29 protein-coding genes are annotated in these 17,308 nt (G+C 72.6%); 26 read left to right on the top strand and 3 right to left on the bottom strand.

From position 1 onward, the window contains the following. The first annotated feature begins 15 nt into the window (after positions 1-15). The 16 genes from PSED_RS28925 (at position 16) to PSED_RS29000 (ending at position 7,953) form a co-directional block, all read left to right on the top strand. Entirely contained in the window at positions 16-1,017 is a 1,002-nt protein-coding gene (locus PSED_RS28925; RefSeq protein WP_013677781.1) for a helix-turn-helix domain-containing protein, read from the top strand. Between the two features lie 57 nt (positions 1,018-1,074). Continuing rightward, complete coding sequence (locus tag PSED_RS28930) at positions 1,075-1,308, top strand: hypothetical protein (protein ID WP_013677782.1); 234 nt, start codon at positions 1,075-1,077, stop codon at positions 1,306-1,308. 199 nt (positions 1,309-1,507) lie between these two features. Continuing rightward, positions 1,508-2,125, top strand: coding sequence for a hypothetical protein (locus PSED_RS28935; RefSeq protein ID WP_013677783.1), 618 nt, complete (start codon positions 1,508-1,510; stop codon positions 2,123-2,125). Further along, positions 2,122-2,514, top strand: a complete 393-nt coding sequence (locus PSED_RS28940; RefSeq protein WP_013677784.1) for a hypothetical protein — start codon at positions 2,122-2,124, stop codon at positions 2,512-2,514. Before PSED_RS28935 ends, PSED_RS28940 begins: the two co-directional genes overlap by 4 nt. Next, on the top strand, positions 2,514-2,759 hold the full coding sequence (locus PSED_RS28945; protein WP_013677785.1) for a hypothetical protein: 246 nt from the start codon (positions 2,514-2,516) through the stop codon (positions 2,757-2,759). The genes PSED_RS28940 and PSED_RS28945 overlap by 1 nt, the downstream gene beginning before the upstream one ends. After that, on the top strand, positions 2,756-3,064 hold the full coding sequence (locus tag PSED_RS35415; RefSeq protein WP_013677786.1) for a hypothetical protein: 309 nt from the start codon (positions 2,756-2,758) through the stop codon (positions 3,062-3,064). The genes PSED_RS28945 and PSED_RS35415 overlap by 4 nt, the downstream gene beginning before the upstream one ends. Then, entirely contained in the window at positions 3,061-3,357 is a 297-nt protein-coding gene (locus tag PSED_RS28955; protein ID WP_013677787.1) for a hypothetical protein, read from the top strand. The genes PSED_RS35415 and PSED_RS28955 overlap by 4 nt, the downstream gene beginning before the upstream one ends. Positions 3,358-3,377: 20 nt before the next feature. Beyond that, positions 3,378-3,653 (top strand): hypothetical protein, encoded by a 276-nt coding sequence (locus PSED_RS28960; RefSeq protein ID WP_041760116.1) that lies wholly within the window; start codon positions 3,378-3,380, stop codon positions 3,651-3,653. After that, the gene (locus tag PSED_RS28965) at positions 3,650-4,189 is read left to right on the top strand and encodes a hypothetical protein (protein ID WP_013677789.1); all 540 of its coding nucleotides are present in this window, start codon (positions 3,650-3,652) and stop codon (positions 4,187-4,189) included. Before PSED_RS28960 ends, PSED_RS28965 begins: the two co-directional genes overlap by 4 nt. Continuing rightward, entirely contained in the window at positions 4,186-4,686 is a 501-nt protein-coding gene (locus PSED_RS28970; RefSeq protein ID WP_013677790.1) for a hypothetical protein, read from the top strand. The genes PSED_RS28965 and PSED_RS28970 overlap by 4 nt, the downstream gene beginning before the upstream one ends. After that, on the top strand, positions 4,683-5,417 hold the full coding sequence (locus tag PSED_RS28975) for a hypothetical protein (protein WP_013677791.1): 735 nt from the start codon (positions 4,683-4,685) through the stop codon (positions 5,415-5,417). The genes PSED_RS28970 and PSED_RS28975 overlap by 4 nt, the downstream gene beginning before the upstream one ends. Further along, positions 5,414-5,716, top strand: coding sequence for a hypothetical protein (locus PSED_RS28980; protein WP_013677792.1), 303 nt, complete (start codon positions 5,414-5,416; stop codon positions 5,714-5,716). Before PSED_RS28975 ends, PSED_RS28980 begins: the two co-directional genes overlap by 4 nt. A 25-nt stretch (positions 5,717-5,741) precedes the next feature. Further along, positions 5,742-5,984 (top strand): hypothetical protein, encoded by a 243-nt coding sequence (locus PSED_RS28985; RefSeq protein ID WP_041760120.1) that lies wholly within the window; start codon positions 5,742-5,744, stop codon positions 5,982-5,984. Continuing rightward, positions 5,981-6,508, top strand: coding sequence for a hypothetical protein (locus PSED_RS28990; RefSeq protein ID WP_013677794.1), 528 nt, complete (start codon positions 5,981-5,983; stop codon positions 6,506-6,508). Before PSED_RS28985 ends, PSED_RS28990 begins: the two co-directional genes overlap by 4 nt. Before the next feature lie 183 nt (positions 6,509-6,691). Next, positions 6,692-7,588, top strand: a complete 897-nt coding sequence (locus PSED_RS28995; protein ID WP_013677795.1) for a hypothetical protein — start codon at positions 6,692-6,694, stop codon at positions 7,586-7,588. Next, a complete protein-coding gene (locus PSED_RS29000; protein ID WP_013677796.1) occupies positions 7,585-7,953 on the top strand; it encodes a helix-turn-helix domain-containing protein in 369 nt (122 codons plus the stop codon). Before PSED_RS28995 ends, PSED_RS29000 begins: the two co-directional genes overlap by 4 nt. A gap of 3 nt (positions 7,954-7,956) precedes the next feature. On the opposite strand, the gene PSED_RS29005 is transcribed toward PSED_RS29000, so the two are convergent. From PSED_RS29005 to PSED_RS29015, 3 genes are all read right to left on the bottom strand, one after another. Further along, entirely contained in the window at positions 7,957-8,460 is a 504-nt protein-coding gene (locus tag PSED_RS29005; protein WP_041760122.1) for a hypothetical protein, read from the bottom strand. A 10-nt stretch (positions 8,461-8,470) separates the two neighbouring features. After that, positions 8,471-9,502, bottom strand: a complete 1,032-nt coding sequence (locus tag PSED_RS29010) for a hypothetical protein (protein WP_013677798.1) — start codon at positions 9,500-9,502, stop codon at positions 8,471-8,473. Positions 9,503-9,656: 154 nt separating this feature from the next. Beyond that, positions 9,657-9,929, bottom strand: a complete 273-nt coding sequence (locus PSED_RS29015) for a helix-turn-helix domain-containing protein (RefSeq protein ID WP_143770660.1) — start codon at positions 9,927-9,929, stop codon at positions 9,657-9,659. Between the two features lie 98 nt (positions 9,930-10,027). Here PSED_RS29015 and PSED_RS29020 point away from each other — a divergent pair, with 98 nt between their 5' ends. The 10 genes from PSED_RS29020 to PSED_RS29065 all read left to right on the top strand — a co-directional run bounded on the left by PSED_RS29020 (position 10,028) and on the right by PSED_RS29065 (position 17,101). Continuing rightward, the gene (locus PSED_RS29020) at positions 10,028-10,306 is read left to right on the top strand and encodes a hypothetical protein (protein ID WP_013677800.1); all 279 of its coding nucleotides are present in this window, start codon (positions 10,028-10,030) and stop codon (positions 10,304-10,306) included. Positions 10,307-10,528: 222 nt separating this feature from the next. After that, entirely contained in the window at positions 10,529-11,314 is a 786-nt protein-coding gene (locus PSED_RS29025; RefSeq protein ID WP_013677802.1) for a DUF2637 domain-containing protein, read from the top strand. 125 nt (positions 11,315-11,439) lie between these two features. Next, complete coding sequence (locus PSED_RS29030) at positions 11,440-11,610, top strand: hypothetical protein (protein WP_158511345.1); 171 nt, start codon at positions 11,440-11,442, stop codon at positions 11,608-11,610. Next, a complete protein-coding gene (locus tag PSED_RS29035) occupies positions 11,574-13,592 on the top strand; it encodes an FtsK/SpoIIIE domain-containing protein (RefSeq protein ID WP_013677804.1) in 2,019 nt (672 codons plus the stop codon). The genes PSED_RS29030 and PSED_RS29035 overlap by 37 nt, the downstream gene beginning before the upstream one ends. Further along, entirely contained in the window at positions 13,589-13,846 is a 258-nt protein-coding gene (locus tag PSED_RS29040; protein ID WP_013677805.1) for a hypothetical protein, read from the top strand. The genes PSED_RS29035 and PSED_RS29040 overlap by 4 nt, the downstream gene beginning before the upstream one ends. Before the next feature lie 110 nt (positions 13,847-13,956). Next, positions 13,957-14,352, top strand: a complete 396-nt coding sequence (locus tag PSED_RS29045; protein WP_202946318.1) for a DUF6221 family protein — start codon at positions 13,957-13,959, stop codon at positions 14,350-14,352. A gap of 447 nt (positions 14,353-14,799) precedes the next feature. Continuing rightward, entirely contained in the window at positions 14,800-15,084 is a 285-nt protein-coding gene (locus tag PSED_RS29050) for a hypothetical protein (RefSeq protein ID WP_041760124.1), read from the top strand. A 132-nt stretch (positions 15,085-15,216) separates the two neighbouring features. Next, positions 15,217-16,221 carry a phage upper tail fiber protein gene (locus tag PSED_RS29055; RefSeq protein WP_013677808.1) on the top strand — a complete coding sequence of 335 codons (1,005 nt, stop codon included), beginning with the start codon at positions 15,217-15,219 and terminating at the stop codon, positions 16,219-16,221. Then, on the top strand, positions 16,221-16,787 hold the full coding sequence (locus tag PSED_RS29060; RefSeq protein ID WP_013677809.1) for a hypothetical protein: 567 nt from the start codon (positions 16,221-16,223) through the stop codon (positions 16,785-16,787). Before PSED_RS29055 ends, PSED_RS29060 begins: the two co-directional genes overlap by 1 nt. Next, positions 16,787-17,101: a hypothetical protein gene (locus tag PSED_RS29065; RefSeq protein WP_013677810.1), complete on the top strand. Its 315-nt coding sequence runs from the start codon at positions 16,787-16,789 to the stop codon at positions 17,099-17,101. The genes PSED_RS29060 and PSED_RS29065 overlap by 1 nt, the downstream gene beginning before the upstream one ends. Positions 17,102-17,308 lie beyond the last annotated feature (207 nt).

Here is a 17,308-nt window from a genome sequence, read left to right on the forward strand (position 1 = left end):
GGAGACCCCCCGCCCATGGCCTGGCAGCTGACGGCAGAGATCCACGCCCACGCGCCCCGCATGAGCCTCGGCGAGCGCGCAGTGCTCCTCGCCATCGCCGAGCAGGCCCGCGTCGAGACCCGACGCACTCCCCCGCTCGGCCGCGACGAGCTCGCCGAGCGAGCCGGCCTATCCATCCACGGCCTGCGCTCGGCGATCCGCCGACTCCGCGACCGCGGCCTCGAGGTCCGCGTCCCGCTCCCGGGCCGCACCTCCAGCGACGGACGCCCGATGTTCGCCGTCCCCGGCGTCCGCACCACCTACATCCTCCCGACGTTCGAGAGCGGCCTGACGGCCCTCCTGACGCCCCAGGCGCCCGGAGCCTCCGACTGCACGGGGACGGCCGACGAGACGCTCAGCGACGCGCACAGCCCGCAGCACGACGTCGTCGACGCCGAGGGCGCCAGCGCCGCGGTCGACGCCGCTGCCGAGCCTGTGGACAACTCGCTCACCAGCGACGACAAGGGGGGTACGAGCTGCCCCCCTGCCATCCACAAGGGGGGTACGACGTACCCGGCTAGGGGGGTACGAGATGCCTCCCAGAGGGGGGTACGAGATGCCTCCCCCTTCCGTACCGGAGTGCCCGTACGTGCGGGCGCGCGCGTACGCGAGGCCGACCAGGCCGCCGCTGTGGACAACTCCGCCGCGCCCGGCATCGCCGCCGAGCTTGAGCGGATCGGCACCGTCCCGCCTCGCTGCCTCGATCACGCCGACCTCGCTCCCTCCGAGCGCCCGCCGTCGTGTCCCGAGTGCGCCAGCCTCCGCCGCGAGCACAAGGCCCGCCGCTCCGAGGTCATCCGCGGCGAAGCCCGCCGACGCCGCCGCTGCCGCGGCTGCGACGACCTCGGCTGGGTCCTCGGCCCCGACGGCCACGCCCTCTCCGACCCGGCGATCCGGTGCACCCACCCGACCGTCTCGACCCCGTCCACATCCCCCACCAGCACGAACACCACCGAAAGGCAGGGCGCTCACCGATGACCACGTGCGAAACTGTGTACGCCGTTCACAGTTCTCGTCGCCCAGGAGGTGACGACCATGCCCCGCCGTCGCCGACCGACCCGCGCCGAACTCGCCGACCGAGCCCGCCTCGACTGGCTGTGCGAGCGCACCGAGGCCGAGCAGGAGACCTGCGAGTACTGCCAGGCCTCGCCCTCGGTGACCTGCCGCGACCCCCGCACCGGGCGCCCGCTGGTCCGGCAGACCGCGCACCTCGCCCGCATCCGGGCCCGGGCACGTCGAACCGCACGGCGCGCCGTCGGCGCACGCTGAGCGCCCGCGACGTCGCCCTCGTCGCCGGCGGCGCGGCCTTCGCCGCGTTCGCCCTCGTCGGCCTGCCCATCGCCGCACTCGCCGCCATGGCACTCACCGCGGCAGTCGCCACCGACACCCGACCCACCGCGGCCCACCCCAGGAACCGGGGCTGGGCCTACGACAACTGCGCCTCGACGTCAGGGCAGGGAGGCACCCAGTGACCACCTCGACCGCCGGACCCGAGCAGCTCAACGACCAGACCGACGACAGCGAGCAGCACTCGTTGCTCATCAACGGCATCCTCGGCGCGCTCGACGAGACCCAGGCCGCCGTCGACGCAGCGATGGCCGCAGCCGAGCGCGCTCGGCTCATCGACCTCCTGCTCGACGCTGCCTACCCGGCCAGCGACGACTCCGCCACCCGCCCCTGGCACGAGCTCCCGCACGTCCACCTCCGAACCATCGCCGACAGCGCCGAGCACACCGGCAAGCCCAGCGTCGTCGAGCCCCTCCTCGAGTCCCGCCGCGCGATGGCCGGCCGCATCCTCGACGCGCTCACCCCCGAGCTCGCCCCGGAGCCCGACCCCGACGTCCCCGGCGAGCAGCCCGTCAGCACCGACACCCTCCGCCGCTGGGCCGTCTGGGCCGACCAGATCGCCGAGCACGCCGACGCCCGCCGCCGGCTGGCCACCAACGGCGCCCGCCACCTCGCCGACCACATCCGCCGCGAGATCGCCTACCCGCTCAACCGGCCCGACCTCGACCCCGCCGGCTACCGCGACCCCTCGATCTTCGACCAGGACCGCCAGGACCCCGCCGCAGAGGAGACCTCGTGAGCTACCAGATCATCGCCGAGGTCCCCGTCGAACCCGCCGACCGCGCCGTCGTCCTCGACAAGGACGGCCACGCCTGGCAGCGCGTCGGCGCGACCTGGGCCGGCGTCGGCGGCAACCTGTTCGGCGGCAAGCACTGGCGCCACCTCGTCGTCGACCGCGGCCCCCTCACCCTTCTCGCGCGGACCGACCTCGACGACGTCGCCCGCCGCATCCAGGACAGCACCGAGCGCCTCACCCTCGGCTGGGTCACCAGCGGCCCAGACGGCCGCACGACCGTTCAGAACGACATCCACCAGCACCGCACCGCCGTCGGCCAGCTCCACGCCCTGGTCGCCGAGCTCCGCGGCGAACCTGTGGACACCGAGTCCGACACGGAGGAGACCGCCTGATGATCGAGACAACGCAGCCACGTCAGGTCGGGAAGTGGACGGCACAGCTCGATGCCCTGAGCAAGACGGTCGGCGTCATCGTGACGCCGGACGAGGACATCACCGCGCGAGTCCGTGAGGCCCTGCCCGCCCGCGATGTCCGGCTCGACCTCCACGCCACGCCGGGCGTCATCCGTGTCTACGAGTTCGCGAACCTGCCGCTGCACCTCTACACCAAGGCCGAGGCCCGGCGGTCACGCTCATGACCAGCGCGAACGAGCGCCACCGACCGCTGCAGAGCGGCCCGTGCGACGAGTGCGGACAGCCGATCATCTGGGCCTACACCGCCAACGGCAACCCGATGCCGGTCGACGCGAAGCCCAGCGACAACGGCAACGTCCTGCTCGACGCCCGGCACCCCGACCACCGCGGCCGCCCCGCCGCCGGCGTCCTCGGCGCCCAGGCCGCCGCCGGCGCCCGCGACCGCGGGCAGGAGCTCCGCACCCACCACCGGCTCACCTGCACCCACCCCGAGCGCTGGGCCCGCAAGACCCGGAAGGCCACACGATGAGCACGAACGACACCGACCGCTACGAGGCAGCCGCGCACGCCATGCAGACCGGCGTCCTCGCCGAGATGCATCGCGAGGGCGTCCCCGCCGAGCACCTCGACGACCGCACCTCAACGGGCCGCAAGCACCTTCGCGTCGGCGTCAACAGCGCCCTCGTCGGGCAGGCGGCGATCGCATCGCTCCTGATCGCCAAGGGCATCTTCACGATTGAGGAGTACACCGCGGCACTCGCCGACGAGATGGAGAAGGAACAGCGGCTCTACGAGGACCAGCTCGGGGTGAAGCTCCGGTGACCCCGGTTCCACAGACGCCAGTGGAGGTCGCTCTCGCAGCAGCCGACCGCTGCGAGCGCGCCGGAGGTGACGACGCGACCCGGGCCGAGGCCGACGCCGCGCTCGCGTACGCGGCCGGCGTGCTGCGGATGCTGGCCGCACAGGCAAAGCCCCACTCGTCATGCCGATTCAACCCGGGCCCGCCGGCCAAGTGCCGCGCGCTGATCGGCATCTCCGGTGTGCGCTGCACGCTCGCCCTCGGGCACGGCGGCCACCACACGGCCGACGGCGCCGACAGAGCGGCGTCCCCCGCGTGACCGCCACCGCCCACCGCCTCGAGCTCCCACGCTGGGACCAACCCGACTGGCGCGGCCGCCGCCAGATCTGGGACGTCCTCCACGCCAACCAGCGCTCGACGTTCCACTCGAACCCCCGCGTCCACAACGCGATCCGCCAGCGGTCGGTCAACTTCGTCCTCACCACGGTCGCGAACCTCGCCCGCGCGGCCGCCATCCCGCAGTCCGAGCACCTCACCGTCGAGCTCGTCTGGGTCCCCGACCGCCGCAACCGCAACCGCGACTCCGACAACCTGTGGCCGCTGCTCAAGGTCTGCGCCGACGCACTCGCCCGCGGACCCGCCCGCCGCGCCCGCGGCGCGATCGGCCTCGACCTCGTCCCCGACGACGACGCGCACTGGATGACGAAGCTCGCCCCCCGGATCGGCGACCACGCCGCCGAGACCCCCGGCCTGCGCCTCCTCGTCATCGCCCACACCCGCCAGCCCGAGCCGGCCACGACCGTCCGCCTGCTCCACGAGCTCGCGACCACTGTCCCCGCAGGAGAGACCCGATGACCTTCAGCCCCTTCACCGAGGCCGACGCCCTCAAGTTCTCGAGGCAGCTCGCCGAGGGCCTCAGCCTCGGCGGCCAGACACCTCCCGCGAGCCACCCGACCCCGCCCGTCCCGCCGACACCGATCACCCCGGACGACGACGGCGAAGGCGGCGGCGGCGACGACGACGACAACAACAACGGCTGCTTCGAGGTCTACGTGTCCCTCGTGCCGCCGGGGCACGGCTCGAGCTACCGCTCCATGATCACGCTCGACGGCGAGGGGCTCCGTGCCGAGATGATCGCCAGCGCCGTCATGCAGGCGTCCGCAGGCGCGCTGGCCCAGCTCGGCATCTACGTCCCGATGCTCATGGCCGGCCTTCCCGCCCGGCCGCCGCAGCCGGCCCCACCGACGCCGCCCGGGCCCGCACGGCCCACGCCCGCCACCGTCGCCCAGGGCGAGCCGTGCGCATGCCCGCCATGCACGGCCCGCCGCCGCGCGAACGGCCACACCGCATGACTGCCTCTACCCCGGACGAGGCCGCCGCGCTGCTGCAGGCGATGGCCGAGCACGGCATCCGCGTGTCCGACCGCCGGTTCGAGCAGGCCGTCACCGCCGTGCTGGCCGAGCGGGAGGCCACCCGCCCCGTACTCGACGCCGCCGAGGAGTACGTCGATATCGGCGGGAAGTGGTCGCACAACGAGCTGGTGCGCGCGGTCGACGCCTACCGCGCGGCGCTGGGTTCCGCCGAGGCGTGCGGCCCGGCCGCCGAGTTCGTTACGTCCCAGGTCAGAGGCTCCGCGAGCCTTGCAGGCCCGGCCGCCGAACCCGCCGCCGCCCTGCCGCCTCACCCACGCATCTGGTGGGACGGGCACGACTTCCTGACGCTCGTCCCCGGCCCGCTACTCGTCGCCCCCGACGACGACGGGGAGGTCCGGTCAACCATGCCGGGGTTGTACCGCGCCCGGAAGGTTGAGGACGTCACGATGTCCGACGGCTCCGTCGTGGAACTCGCAGCCATGGCGGGCGCCCCCGAACCCGCGCCAGAGCCGGACTGGGAAGACGACGGTCGAGTCGGCTGGCTCGTCGGCAAGGGCCACGACGTCGAGCGGGACGCCACGGGAAGCGGCGCAGCAACGATCCGGATCGGCGACGACTACGTCACCACCGACCGAGCCCGACAGCTGCGTGACGCCCTGTCCGCCGCGCTCGGTGCTGGTGCGCCGCAGCCCCCGGCCGTACCGACGTGACCGTCGACGAGGCCCTCGCGGCGGCTGAGTCCTGGGTCGCGATCCCGGATCCGAACGAGTGCGCCCGACTCCTCGCCCGGGAAGTGCGGACTCTGCGGGCCGAGCTCGCCCGGGAACGCGCCCGACGCACCCTGGGCGGTGTCCCGCCCGGCTACCACCTGCCCGGCGCGTGGGCCAACCAGCCGCTCGCGCCGCCCGCCTCTGCCAACGACCCGGGCGCGCCGCCGCTGGTGACCGACCGGAGCTCCCGCCACGCCCCCGCCGAACCGAACGGCCGCAACGACACCGAGGAGGCCTGACGTGCCGATGAATGAGCACCTGCCAGTGACCGTGACGCTGACCGTCGAGGTCGACGGCCACCGCATGACGTTCGAGGCCCACGGCAAGGCGATGGGGCCGCGCTACCACGGCACGGACCCCGACCCGTACGCCGTCGACTCCACGCTGGAGGACTCGGTGCGCCGGACCGTGTCCCACGCCCACATCGACGTCACCGCCCGGGCCCAGGAGTCGATACGGCGGCTCTACCCCGTGCACACCGACCGGCTCGGGCTGAGGTCGGTGTGACCGCCCAGCTCGAGCTGTTCGGCACCCAGCCCGCCGCCGCGCACGTCGACGCCCTCGTGTGCCTGCGGGACGCGATGTCCGACGCGCTCGAGGTCATCGTCGAGCTGCGGAACCCGAGACCGACGGACAGCCGGTCCCCGCGCGCGGCCGGCGACTGGGCGTTCTGCGTCTCAAACGCCGGTCTCCGCTACCAGCGGGCCACCGAGTGGTGGGGCTGGGGAGCGTGGGACCGCGCCCCGCGGCACCTGCTCACGTGGGACGATCTCAGCCGCCTCGTCGGGGACGACCCGCGCCGGGCCGAGGTGGCCGCCTGGGTCGAGAGCCTCCCGATGCCCCGCTGGCAGTGGCTCTCGCGGCCTCATGAGCTCGGCCCGGACCCGGCCGGCTGGCACCCCAGCTACTTCTGCCGCGACCACGTCGACGACCAGTGGCCCGCCCGCCTGCGGGCGTGGCGTCTCGTGCTCGAGCTGCTCGACGACGCGATCGCCGGGCGGCAGCCCACGCCGGCGGGCGAGCGCCCGTGACCCTGTTCGACGTGCCCGCGGCCGCCGCGCCGGCGCCGGTCGTGTGCCGCTGGTGCCGCCGCGAGTTCGCGGCGGCACCGATCCCTCCGCACCCGACGCGGTGCCCGTGCCAGCGCCGCCACCTCCCCGGGGCGCGCTGCCCGTTCGAGACCACCTGCCCCGGAGTTGGGAGAGAACCTGCCGATGCCTGACCAGCACCGCTGCCGCCGCGGGCACCACTGCCCCGACCGCGGGACCGACACCACCACCGGCGAGGTCCTCGGCGCCCTGGTCGCCGAGCCCGGCATCTGCCACCGCGACGAGAAGCTCCTCGGCAAGGCCCTCGACGAGCTCCCGGAGCTGTGGCTGCAGCTGCGCGCGATGATCCAGCCATCGATGGCCGCCACCTCCGGCGGCCCGTCCGGGACCCGCACACCGCCGATGCCGCTGCGCGCCGAGCCGCTCGTCGCTGCCGAGGCGATCCACGACGAGCTCGTCCTGTGGGCCACGCTCGTCCGGGCCGCAACCAACATGCGCGCCCAGCCCCGCACGACCGTCCCCGTCGACGTGCCCGCCGCGGACCGCGCGATGTACGCGACCGCGGCCGCCGTCGGCGCTGCTGCGTCCCTGCTCTCCCGCGCCGTCGACGTCCTGCTCGGCCTCCCGGCCCGGGACCTGCAGCGCTGGGACCCGACCGGCTCCGTGCTGCTCACCGAGCGGCAGGACGGCGTCGACGGGGCCGTCGCGCTGCTGAACCTCCACCAGCGCGCGACCACCGCCGCCGGGCGCCGGCGCCTCGTGCACTTCCTCCCGACACCGTGCCCACGCTGCGACTCCCCCACGCTGCAGCGGGAAGACGGAGACGACGAGGTCCAGTGCGTCACGTGCTACGCCGCCTGGCCCGAGGACCGCTACAAGTTCTTCACCCGCATGCTCGTCGAGGACCTCGAGTGGGCAGCGCAGTGCCCGCTGTGTGACGACCTCGGCCGCCGCCTCGACGACCTCGAGGGCCCGCTCTGCGAGCACGCACCGCTCGCCACGGCCGCCGAGGGCGAGCAGCTCGTCGAGGACGTTGTCGAGCCGGAGCCCGCCGCGCGGTGACCCGTACCGATCCCTGGCCGTGGCCCGCCGACACCCAGCTCGACCGCGCCCGCCGCGTCGCCCGCGACTACCGCGAGGCCCTCGCCCAGGTCGCGCCGACGCTCGCTGCGCGGCTCGACGACATCACCGCCCGACGAGGCCAGGGCTGGATCGCGGCTCGCCCAGTAGCACACGACCCCGACGATCTACTCACGGTCGAGGAGGTCGCCGAGTTCTGCCAGGTCGCCGTCCGCACCGTCACGACGTGGCGGCTCGAGCGCACCCCCCCGCTCCCGGGCAAGCGCACCGCGGACGGCATCCGCATCCGCTTCGGAGACCTCGTCGCCTGGCAGGCGGCGCGCCGTCGCCGACGTGTCGATCAGTAGCCGTTAGGGGATGCGGTCCCGTTGAGCTGCCGGGTAGGCAAGATACAGCGCCCGGACACGCTTGAGCACCATGAAGATCGTCAGCAGGAGCTGCAGACTTCCGAACACGATCAGAGCGGAGATCGAGGGGGGCACCCGGTCCCCGTCTGTGAACATGACGAATCCACCCAGGACGCCGCTCAAGAGGATCCCCAACAGGACCGCGTAGCTGATGTTGGCCCGCAGCTCGGCGGCAAGGCGGATGACCATTGCCCCCCGGGCCGGGTCGGACTTGTCTGTCGCCCGCATCGTCATGTCGAACATCAAGACGAACACGCCGAAGATCAGCCCAGTGAAGATCGCCGTCGCTGCAAGGACTTCCGGGAGGTGCCGAACCTGGGCGCCTACGACGAAGGTGAAGCCACCAACGACAGCGGGGACCAGCAAGAAGACAGCCAGGTCCATGCCGAACCGCTTGGTGTCGTGGTTCCGCATCGTGGCGTAGTGATCGACCACGAGGTCGACCACCGAGAACCTGCTACTCGTTCCCCCCGGAGCCATCAGCGTCCTCCTCGGAGCTCGTGACCGGCTCAATTCTGTACGCAGCGCCCTCCGGCGACCAGCCCTCCGTCGCCCAGTTGCTGGGCAGACTGACGCCGAGGCCGCTGGCTACCTCGCTCACTGAGCCGTTGACGGAGGCGTAGAAGTCCTGGTCGGAGGGGCGGCTGCTGCCGATCACGTTGATGAAGCGGGGGGCTTGGTCACCGATTACCGACATCGTCAGGGTCCGATCACCGGACTGGGTCTCGACGTTGAGCTCGTTGTAGTCAAGATCGTTCATCACCAGCAGCCGGCGCCGCACGTCACTCTCGTTCTGGAGCCGCTTCAGGAAGACGCGCTTGAATGGCCCGGTGATCTGCGTCTTCATGCTGAAGGACCCGGCCTCCTCGGCCTGCCCCATGTTCTCGGCCAGGTCATGCGGAATCGAGTAGCGCCGAAGGTTGATCGCGTTGATGTTGGCCTCCTCGAGGTACCGAGCGAGGGCGGCGGCGTCGGCGACAGGGTCGACGTCGAGGATGAGACCATCCGTCACGCGACGAAACGACCGCTTGAGCTCGTCCCTGAGGACGTCGCGGCGTGTGCTGCGACCGTGAGCTTCGACCACGAGCATGCCTGCAGTCGAGCGGTCAGGGAGTACGAGGAGGCCGCGGCGGGGGTGATGCTGAGTCTCGATGTGGCGTGGCGAGCGGTTGAACGGAGCTGAACCCGAGTCGTCGTCAGGATCGGTGATCGTTGAGGCTTGCCCACTTCGGCCGATCTCGTATGTGAACTTCACACACCGGCCGATCCCCGTCACTGACTTGATCGTGAGGTGGCGCGTCTTGTCCGACCCCGTCGTCAGCCGGTGGTCGACCAACCCGTGCATGATCCCGTAGAGCAGCTCGAGCGCATCGGCCCCGCCGCTCTCGGACGGATCATCTGCCGGCCGCAGCGTCCCCAGCCGCAGCGGCTCCTTCACGGCGTGCTTCCGAGCGCACACTTGCGAGATCATGTAGCCGTAGCTGGGCATCTGGTCGCTTCCTGTTCACCCGTTCGATACCTCGCTGCGGACCGTACCGGCACGAACAATCTCGTCGACGTGTGCCCCACGGTCGCGTGCGGTGTGGCTCACTTCGAGTCTGTGCCTGGGAGCGGACCTGCAGCGGGCAGCGCGCAGGAGCCGACTACGCCTCTTCGGCGTCCTCGACAGCGTTGGCCACGCGAGGCTTCGCCCAGCGAGAGACGGTCGATTCGTGCGCGCCGACGCGCTCGCCGATCTGGGCGAACGTGAACCCGCGTGCGTTGAGCCGGACGGTCACCTCGTGCAGCGTCTCGCGTCCGCTCTTCGCGATCGCAAGGACGGCGAACAACTGATCGGCGTCGAGCTGGTCGAGCTGGTCGGGATTGCTGGTGAGTCGGACCATCGCGTTGATCACCTCGGGGGTCAGGTCCGCCACGAGCGGATCGTAGGGCACCGCGCGACTTGCAGAAGTGCAAGTGACGGGGGCAGACTAAGTCCCGAACTTGCAGAACTGCAAGTCACCGAGGAGACGCCATGCCTGACCTGTGGTTCGGTCTGACCTTCGCCCAGGCCCTCGTCGTCATCGCCGTCGGCTACGGCCTCGTCCGCGCGATCGGCGCGGTCTACTACGCGCTACGCGGCGCCCGGCCCCCGGTCGAGCATTGCGAGCACTGCGCGCTCCTCGAGACCCTTGACGAGCGCCTCGACAAGCTGGCCGACGTCGCGACCGACAGCTACGGCGAGCTCGAGCGCATCACCGCGGCCGTCGAGTCGATCCGCGACGACGTCGCTGACCTCGAGGTGGCGGTGTGATCCGCGGCGGCGAGACCCTCGAGGAGCGCCGCCAGCGGGAGGGCAAGTGCGGCCGGTGCGGCGCATGGTCCTCGGCGCCCACCTGCCCCGGCTGTGACCGTGCCCGTCTGAGGCGGTGCGCGTGCCGAACCTGACTCTGACCTGGTGGGAGGAGCTCGACCTCGACTGGGAGATCGAGCAGCTCCTGCTCGACGACGCGCCCCCACCGCCGGACGGTTCCCGGTGAGCGGCCAGCGCGACGCCCGGGACTGGGTCACCTGGGCAGGCCTCGCCGTCGTCGGTGCCGCCGCGGCGATCATGAGCTTCACCGCGCTCGCGGACCTGGCTGAGCTCCTCGGCGTCCGCGCCACCCTGCACGCCCCGTGGGATCCCGCATGGGGTGCGAGCCTCAAGGTCGCGTGGCTGCTCCCGCTCACGATCGATGTCTTCGCTGCCGTCGCGACCCGGGTGTGGCTGCGCCGGCGCACGAACGCAGAGGCCCTCGCCTACGCCCGACGGGCGGCGTGGGCCGCGATCGGCGCGACGATCGTCGGCAACGGCGCCCACGGTGCCCTCACCGCCACGGCCGACCACCCATGGCCTGCCGCCGTCGTCGTGTCCGCGGTGCCCGCCGTCGCGCTGGGCGGCATGGTCCACCTCGCCCACCTCGTCGGGCGCGGACCCGACCCCGAGCCGGACCAGCAGCCGGCCGTCGCGCCGCTGGAGGCGTGGCTGGACGCCGTCCTCGCCGAGGCATGGGACACCCCGATCCGCGCGTGGGCGGCCCGGGTCGACGACGACGGCCGCCCGATCCCCACCCGCGACGAGGACGACGACGTCCTGGCCGCTGACCTGCGGGCGGTCAACGCCGCCCGCGGCCGCCCGCTCACCCAGGACGAGGTCCGCGACCGCTACGGCGTCGGCGCCACCCGCGCCGCCCGTCTCCGCCGCGCCGCGGACACCTCGCCCGACCGACAGCCTGACCCGCCCATCACCCCGAACCTGGAGACGGCCGGTGCCCTCGGATGACCCTCGATCCGTCCTCGTCAAGTCCCGCCCGGACGACCCCAACGACACCGACGACGGCCCGGACGCTGGCCGAGCTGAGGGCGACGGCCGCCGCCCAGCGCCCGACACAGAGCTCGAGCGACTGGATGGAGACGGCGTTCCCGCTGACCGCGGCCGGCTCGGCCCCGGTGGGCCTGTTCGTGCTGTGGCTGGAGAGCACCCCGGGGGCGGCCGGCCCGACGAACTGGTGGCCGATCGCGATGCTGGTGTTGCTGGTGCTGTGGCTGTTGGGCAGGGTGATCCGCGGGAGCCGGTAGACCCACCCGACCAGCCCCGCACCGTCTACGGCACCGTCACCGGCTGGGCCGTCGCCGAGCAGCGCCCGATCGTCCCCGCGTGGATGCGCAACCGCGACGAGCGCCGCCAGGTCGCCCGCCTCGCGGCCAACCGCGTCGCCCGGGCCGCTGGCTACCACGCGACCCGCGCCCCGCTCTACGCGCTCCGCTACACCGTGCACAGCCCCCGCGGGGCGGTCCGGATCGCGGCCCGCGCGCACGGCGCCGTGTTCGACGCCGAGGGCCGCCCACTGCGGCAGCACGCCGTCGCACGCAACGACGCCGACACCTACCTCAAGCTCGCCGCGCTGCGCCGCAAGCACATCCGCGGCCGCGTCCCGGTCGTCGTGCTCGTCGCGCTCGGCCTCACCGCGATCGCCACCCTTGCCGCCCTCGGCCCGGTGTGGCTCACCGTCCTCGTCATCGCCGCGGCCGTCCTGGCCTGCGGCCACGTCGGCGCGCCCGCCGACCGGCCCATCGTCCAAGGAGCAACCGTGACCACCGGGCAGGCCCCGAAGCTGACCAGCGACTCCGTCACCGCCGCCCTCCGCTCCCTCGGCATTGCCGCGCTCAACGCCAGGGGCGCGACCGTCGACTTCCCCCACCCGATCCGCGTCGACGGCCCCGGCTGGCGCGCAGACGTCGACCTCCCGCTCGGCGTCACCGCCCTCGACGTCATGGAACGCCGCTCCGCGCTCGCCTCCGGCCTGCGCCGGCCCATCGGCTGTGTGTGGCCCGAACCCGACCCCGACACCCACGCCGGCCGCCTCGTCCTCTGGGTCGGCATGCAGGACATGGCCAAGGCCCGCCCCGCGCCGTGGCCGCTGCGCAAGACCGGGACCGCGGACATCTTCGGCACGCTGCCGTTCCTCACCGACCAGCGCGGCCGCCCCGTCGGCCTCCCGCTCATCGAGTCCAACATGCTCATCGGCTCGCTCCCGGGCGCCGGGAAGACCGCCGCGCTGCGCTGCGTGCTCCTCGGCTGCGCCCTCGACCCGACCGTCGAGATGCACATCTGGGAGCTCAAGGGCTCCGGCGACCTCGAGTCCCTGCAGCGCATCGCCCATGCCTACGGCTCCGGCGTCGACGACGAGACCATCGGCGCCTGCCTCGACGGACTGCGCTGGCTGCTCGCCGAGGTCGCCCGCCGCGCCGACCGGCTCAAGACCCTCCGCCAGCGCTCCCGCGACCTCGTCCCCGACAGCAAGGTCACCCGCGACCTCGCGAACCGTCGAGGCCTCGGCCTGCACCCCATCGTCTTCACCGTCGACGAGGCCCAGGAGCTGTTCTCCCACCCCGAGTACGGCAAGGAAGCCGGCGAGCTCGCGACCGCGATCATCAAGCGCGGCCGCGCGCTCGGCGTGATCCTCATCCTCGCCACCCAGCGCCCCGACAAGGACAGCCTCCCGACCGGCGTGTCCGCGAACGTCGGGACCCGGTTCTGCCTGCGCGTCATGGGCCAGGTCGAGAACGACATGGTCCTCGGCACCTCGAGCTACAAGAACGGCATCCGCGCCACCACGTTCACCCGCTCCGACCGCGGCATCGGCTACCTCGTCGGCGCCACCGACGCCCCCGTCGTCGGCCGCACCTACTACCTCGACGCCGCGGCCGCCGACGCCGTCGTCGCCCGCGCCTACCGCGCCCGCGAGACAGCCGGCCTCCTCACCGGCCAGGCCGCCGGCGAGGTCGTCGACCACGGCCACGTCGTCGACGTCCTCACCGACGTCCGCACCGTGTTCGCGACGATCGAGGTCCTCCACACCGCCGACCTCCTCGAGCGGCTCGCCGAGCTCCGCCCCCAGCTCTACGGCGGATGGACCGAGCGGCAGCTCGCCGCCGCGCTCAAGCCCCACGGCTTCGGCCCCAAGCAGCTCTCGATCGACGGCGTGAACCGCAACGGCTACCGCCTCGACTGGGTCCGCGAGGCCCTCGCCCGACGTGAGCTGGGATCGGCTGGGTGACCTGGCTCGTCCTGATCGGCGGCGCGGCGCTGTGGTTCTGGGTGCACCCGGTGGCCGGCGCCGCGTTCGTCGTCGCCGCCTACGCCCTGGCCTGCTGGTGGTTCCCCTACGCCGCATGCTGGTGCTGCCACGGCTCCGGCAAGCACCGCTCCTCGAGCGGCAAGACGTTCCGCCGCTGCCTCGTCTGCGGCGGCCGCGGGTCCTGGTGGCGCCTGGGTCGCAGAGCGGCCAGATGGCTCGGATCCGCCGAGTAGCGATCACCAGGTCTAGCCCCTAAAGGCCAGGTCAGAGTACATGTGCAGGTCTAGGCCATGGTCTAGCCCCGGCTAGGTGGTCTAGCCCGACAGAGAGGACTATGGGCACCGTGAGCGAGCCGTCGCTGGTCGAGTGGTTGTCCGCACGTCTGGACGAAGACGAGCGCGACGACCGTGAGGCGATTGATCGCTTCGTCAGCCTCTACGGAGCGGACGGCCTCGTGATCGAGATCGTGGGCGCGCCACGTGGGGTACTGGCTCGCGCGAAGCGAGGACTCGCCGAGGTTGAGGCCAAGCGCCGCATCATCGCCCTGCACGAGCATCAGGACGCCACCGCCCCTTCGCGGGATGTGCGCAAGCGGCAGCCTCAACAAGACTTCGGTTGCATCACGTGCGCCGACTGGGACGGTATGACGGCCGCTGAGGGATGGTGCGACACGGTGCGGCTCCTGGCGTTGCCATACGCGGACCGGCCTGGCTACCGCGACGAGTGGAGGCCACAGTGAGCGAGGAGCGCGAGCCGACGTGGGAGGTGCCGCGGAAGTCGACCCAAGGTGAGCCCTGCCCGACGTGCGGCCGGCGCGGCAGCTACTCGTCGACCGATCCGGCGGCCCACTACGCGGCGCCGTCCGGCCACACGATCCATCGCGACGACGACCTCGGAATCACCTGGGAGTCTTGCCCGCAGGAGCGCTAGCCCGTCAGCTCCCGGCGATGACGATCCGGCTACCCGGCTCGGCCGGTGCGTCGAGATCGGTGACGGCCTCGCCGTCGACCAGCAGCAGCCCACGCTCGACGTAGCTGGCGAGGCGTTCGTCTGGGATGCCACAGCGCTGACGGCGCGTTCGCGGACGGTGGCGGATTGGTCGGTCACGGTGTCTCCAACAGCTCCGGCATGGTGACGCTCTATTCGAACACTTGTTCTAGCATGGCAGCGGGTCGAGCATCGACGAGTGACCCCCTACCGCCGCACCCATCTCACGCCTGACGAGCTCGCCGCCATCGCCGCCGACGTCGAGGCGGACGCGGCCTGGCGACGGGAACCGTGCCCGTGCGGCGCCCGAAGCAGCAGCACGCACGGCTGGCACCCGTGCCGCTGCGGTGGCCACCGGACGAAGCACTGCTGGGCGTGCGGGCGCGAGGTGTTCCGCCCCGACCTCGGCGAGCGGTGCGCCGATCCCAGCTTCGGCCCGCCGCCGCCAGGCTTCCCGACCAGCACGGGCGACACCGAGGCGTGACGCCACGCCCGCGGGCGAACGTCTTCGCCCACGCCCCTGATCCACTGTGGTAGCTTCCGCGCCAGCACAGGTATCTCCAGAGCCCGGCCCGCCCACCAGCGGCCGGGCTCTCGTCGTGCCGGGGGGTGAGCGATGAGCAGCCCCATCGCGAACCACACGCTCGTCTGGGTCCGCGGCCGCATGATCGACCAGGTCAAGGCCGCGGCCGGCGCCGCGAAGTACGGCCTCACCAAGCCGGTGCAGTTCACCCCGTCCGCGAAGGTTCTCGTCGACGCGGCGACGCGGCAGATCATCGCGACCGGCACGTTCACCGCGACACCCGACGAGACCGACGGACGCTTCGCCCTGCAGCTGCCCGCGACGGACGACCCGGACATCAACCCCGTCGGGTTCACCTACCGGGTGGCCGAGCCCGGCACCGGCCGCCGGTACAACCTCGTCGTCCCGGTGAACACCCCAGTCCTTGAGGACCCGGACGACGACCTCGACGGCGAGCGGGTCATCGAGCTCGCCGACGTCGTCCCTGCGCCCGACGCCTCGCCCGGCGTCGCCCAGCTCGTCTCTGGCCGCGGTATCGAGTCGATCGCTCCCGACGGTGATGGCGGCCTTCGGATCACCTTCACCGACGGGACCGCCCAGGTCGTGCCCTCACCGGGTGCCATTCCGGGCCCGCCCGGCGCGGACGGCCAGGACGGTGCCGACGGCGCGCCGGGCGAGGACGGCGCTCCCGGCCGAGGCGTAGCCGGAGCGACCGTCAACGGCGACTACCACCTCGTCCTCACGCTGACCGACTCCAGCACCGTCGACGCCGGCTACGTCCGAGGCCCCGCGGGCGCCCCCGGCTCGCCCGGCTCGCCCGGCTCGCCCGGCAGCGACGGAACTGACGGCACGGACGGAGCCGACGGCCGGGGCGTCGAGAGCCTCGCAATCGACGGCTCCAACCACCTCATCGTCACCCTGACCGACTCGTCGACCGTCGACGCAGGGGCGCTGCCGCCCGGCCCGCCCGGGGCAGACGGCGCACCGGGCGCGGACGGCGCCCATGGCAGCAACGGCATGACGATCATCGTGCTGACGCAGGCCGAGTACGACGGCCTCACCCCAGACCCCGACACGCTCTACATCGTCACCGCCTGATGCCCAACCTCGCCGACGCTGCCGCGGTCTACGCCGGCACCGTCCCGGCCCTGCGCGCGTACCTCGGGGCCAGCCTCGTGTGGGAAGCCGAGACCGGCCCGCCGCCCGGCACCGTGATCCACCACGCGACGTTCGAGGCAGGCCTGGACAACCACCAGCCGTGGTTCGGAACCACGCTCAGCCAGGACACCAGCGCTGCGCACTCGGGCACCGCGTCGCTGCTGGTCGAGCTCGACGGCCAGTTCACCGGTGTCCAGCTCGACAACTACCCCTACATCGGGGGCGTGGCCGGAGGGCAGGGCTACGAGCTCGAGCTCTGGTACCTCGAGGCGGGCGGGGTCATGCCGACCGTCAACTGGAACATCCAGTGGTACGACGCCTCGACGACCCTGCTGCGGACCGACACGGTGCCCATAGTCAGGGCCACGACCTGGACCAAGGCAGCGACCAGCGTGACCGCCCCGGCCGGCGCCGCGACCGTCGGGTGGACCTTCACCACGAACACGAGCGGATCGGGTGGGCCGAAGTACCGCATCGACGATCTCCTGATCCGTGAGGCTGGGTGATGCCACGCCGTGGCCGAGGCACCACGACCCAGGCCGGCTACGGCGCCAGGCACCGGCGCAACCGCAGGCGGCTGCTCGCCGCCCACGTCGACGGCAACCCGTGCGCCCTGTGTGGCCTGCCGATGTACCGGAGCCAGGACCTGCACGCCGACCACTCCGACCCGCGCGCACTCAACGCAGACTCGGATGCTGATCGCCTGGTCCATGGCTCGTGCAACACCAGTCGCGGCGCACGGCTGGGCAACCGGCTCCGTGCTCGTCGTCGTCCGCTGCCGGACGCGGTTCCCGTGCCGCGCAGGCTGCCCGAGTGGTGAGGGGTGCCCACCCCCTGGGGGTAGGTGGGGTGCCGGGTGCCCGTCCCCTCCGTCCCGATACCGCATCACGACTCGATCATGAACGACATCGCTGAGCGCGGCGGTGTGGTGGGAGGCACCGGCGGTCGCGCTGGCCATCCGAGCGAGCGTGCGCCGCGCGGCGTGGTCAGAAAATCTGGGCCCGAGGCCCGGTGACCCCGACGTCGC

This window comes from Pseudonocardia benzenivorans CB1190 (assembly GCF_000196675.2).
Taxonomy (GTDB): Bacteria; Actinomycetota; Actinomycetes; order Mycobacteriales; family Pseudonocardiaceae; genus Pseudonocardia; species Pseudonocardia benzenivorans.

What these genes read in the sequence shown, in the direction of transcription:
- PSED_RS28925 (WP_013677781.1), top strand. Translation starts at nt 16, where the DNA reads ATGGCCTGGCAGCTGACGGCAGAGATCCACGCCCACGCGCCCCGCATG.
- PSED_RS28930 (WP_013677782.1), top strand. Translation starts at nt 1,075, where the DNA reads ATGCCCCGCCGTCGCCGACCGACCCGCGCCGAACTCGCCGACCGAGCC.
- PSED_RS28945 (WP_013677785.1), top strand. Translation starts at nt 2,514, where the DNA reads ATGATCGAGACAACGCAGCCACGTCAGGTCGGGAAGTGGACGGCACAG.
- PSED_RS35415 (WP_013677786.1), top strand. Translation starts at nt 2,756, where the DNA reads ATGACCAGCGCGAACGAGCGCCACCGACCGCTGCAGAGCGGCCCGTGC.
- PSED_RS28955 (WP_013677787.1), top strand. Translation starts at nt 3,061, where the DNA reads ATGAGCACGAACGACACCGACCGCTACGAGGCAGCCGCGCACGCCATG.
- PSED_RS28970 (WP_013677790.1), top strand. Translation starts at nt 4,186, where the DNA reads ATGACCTTCAGCCCCTTCACCGAGGCCGACGCCCTCAAGTTCTCGAGG.
- PSED_RS28975 (WP_013677791.1), top strand. Translation starts at nt 4,683, where the DNA reads ATGACTGCCTCTACCCCGGACGAGGCCGCCGCGCTGCTGCAGGCGATG.
- PSED_RS28995 (WP_013677795.1), top strand. Translation starts at nt 6,692, where the DNA reads ATGCCTGACCAGCACCGCTGCCGCCGCGGGCACCACTGCCCCGACCGC.
- PSED_RS29010 (WP_013677798.1), bottom strand. Translation starts at nt 9,502, where the DNA reads ATGCCCAGCTACGGCTACATGATCTCGCAAGTGTGCGCTCGGAAGCAC.
- PSED_RS29020 (WP_013677800.1), top strand. Translation starts at nt 10,028, where the DNA reads ATGCCTGACCTGTGGTTCGGTCTGACCTTCGCCCAGGCCCTCGTCGTC.
- PSED_RS29030 (WP_158511345.1), top strand. Translation starts at nt 11,440, where the DNA reads ATGGAGACGGCGTTCCCGCTGACCGCGGCCGGCTCGGCCCCGGTGGGC.
- PSED_RS29055 (WP_013677808.1), top strand. Translation starts at nt 15,217, where the DNA reads ATGAGCAGCCCCATCGCGAACCACACGCTCGTCTGGGTCCGCGGCCGC.
- PSED_RS29060 (WP_013677809.1), top strand. Translation starts at nt 16,221, where the DNA reads ATGCCCAACCTCGCCGACGCTGCCGCGGTCTACGCCGGCACCGTCCCG.
- PSED_RS29065 (WP_013677810.1), top strand. Translation starts at nt 16,787, where the DNA reads ATGCCACGCCGTGGCCGAGGCACCACGACCCAGGCCGGCTACGGCGCC.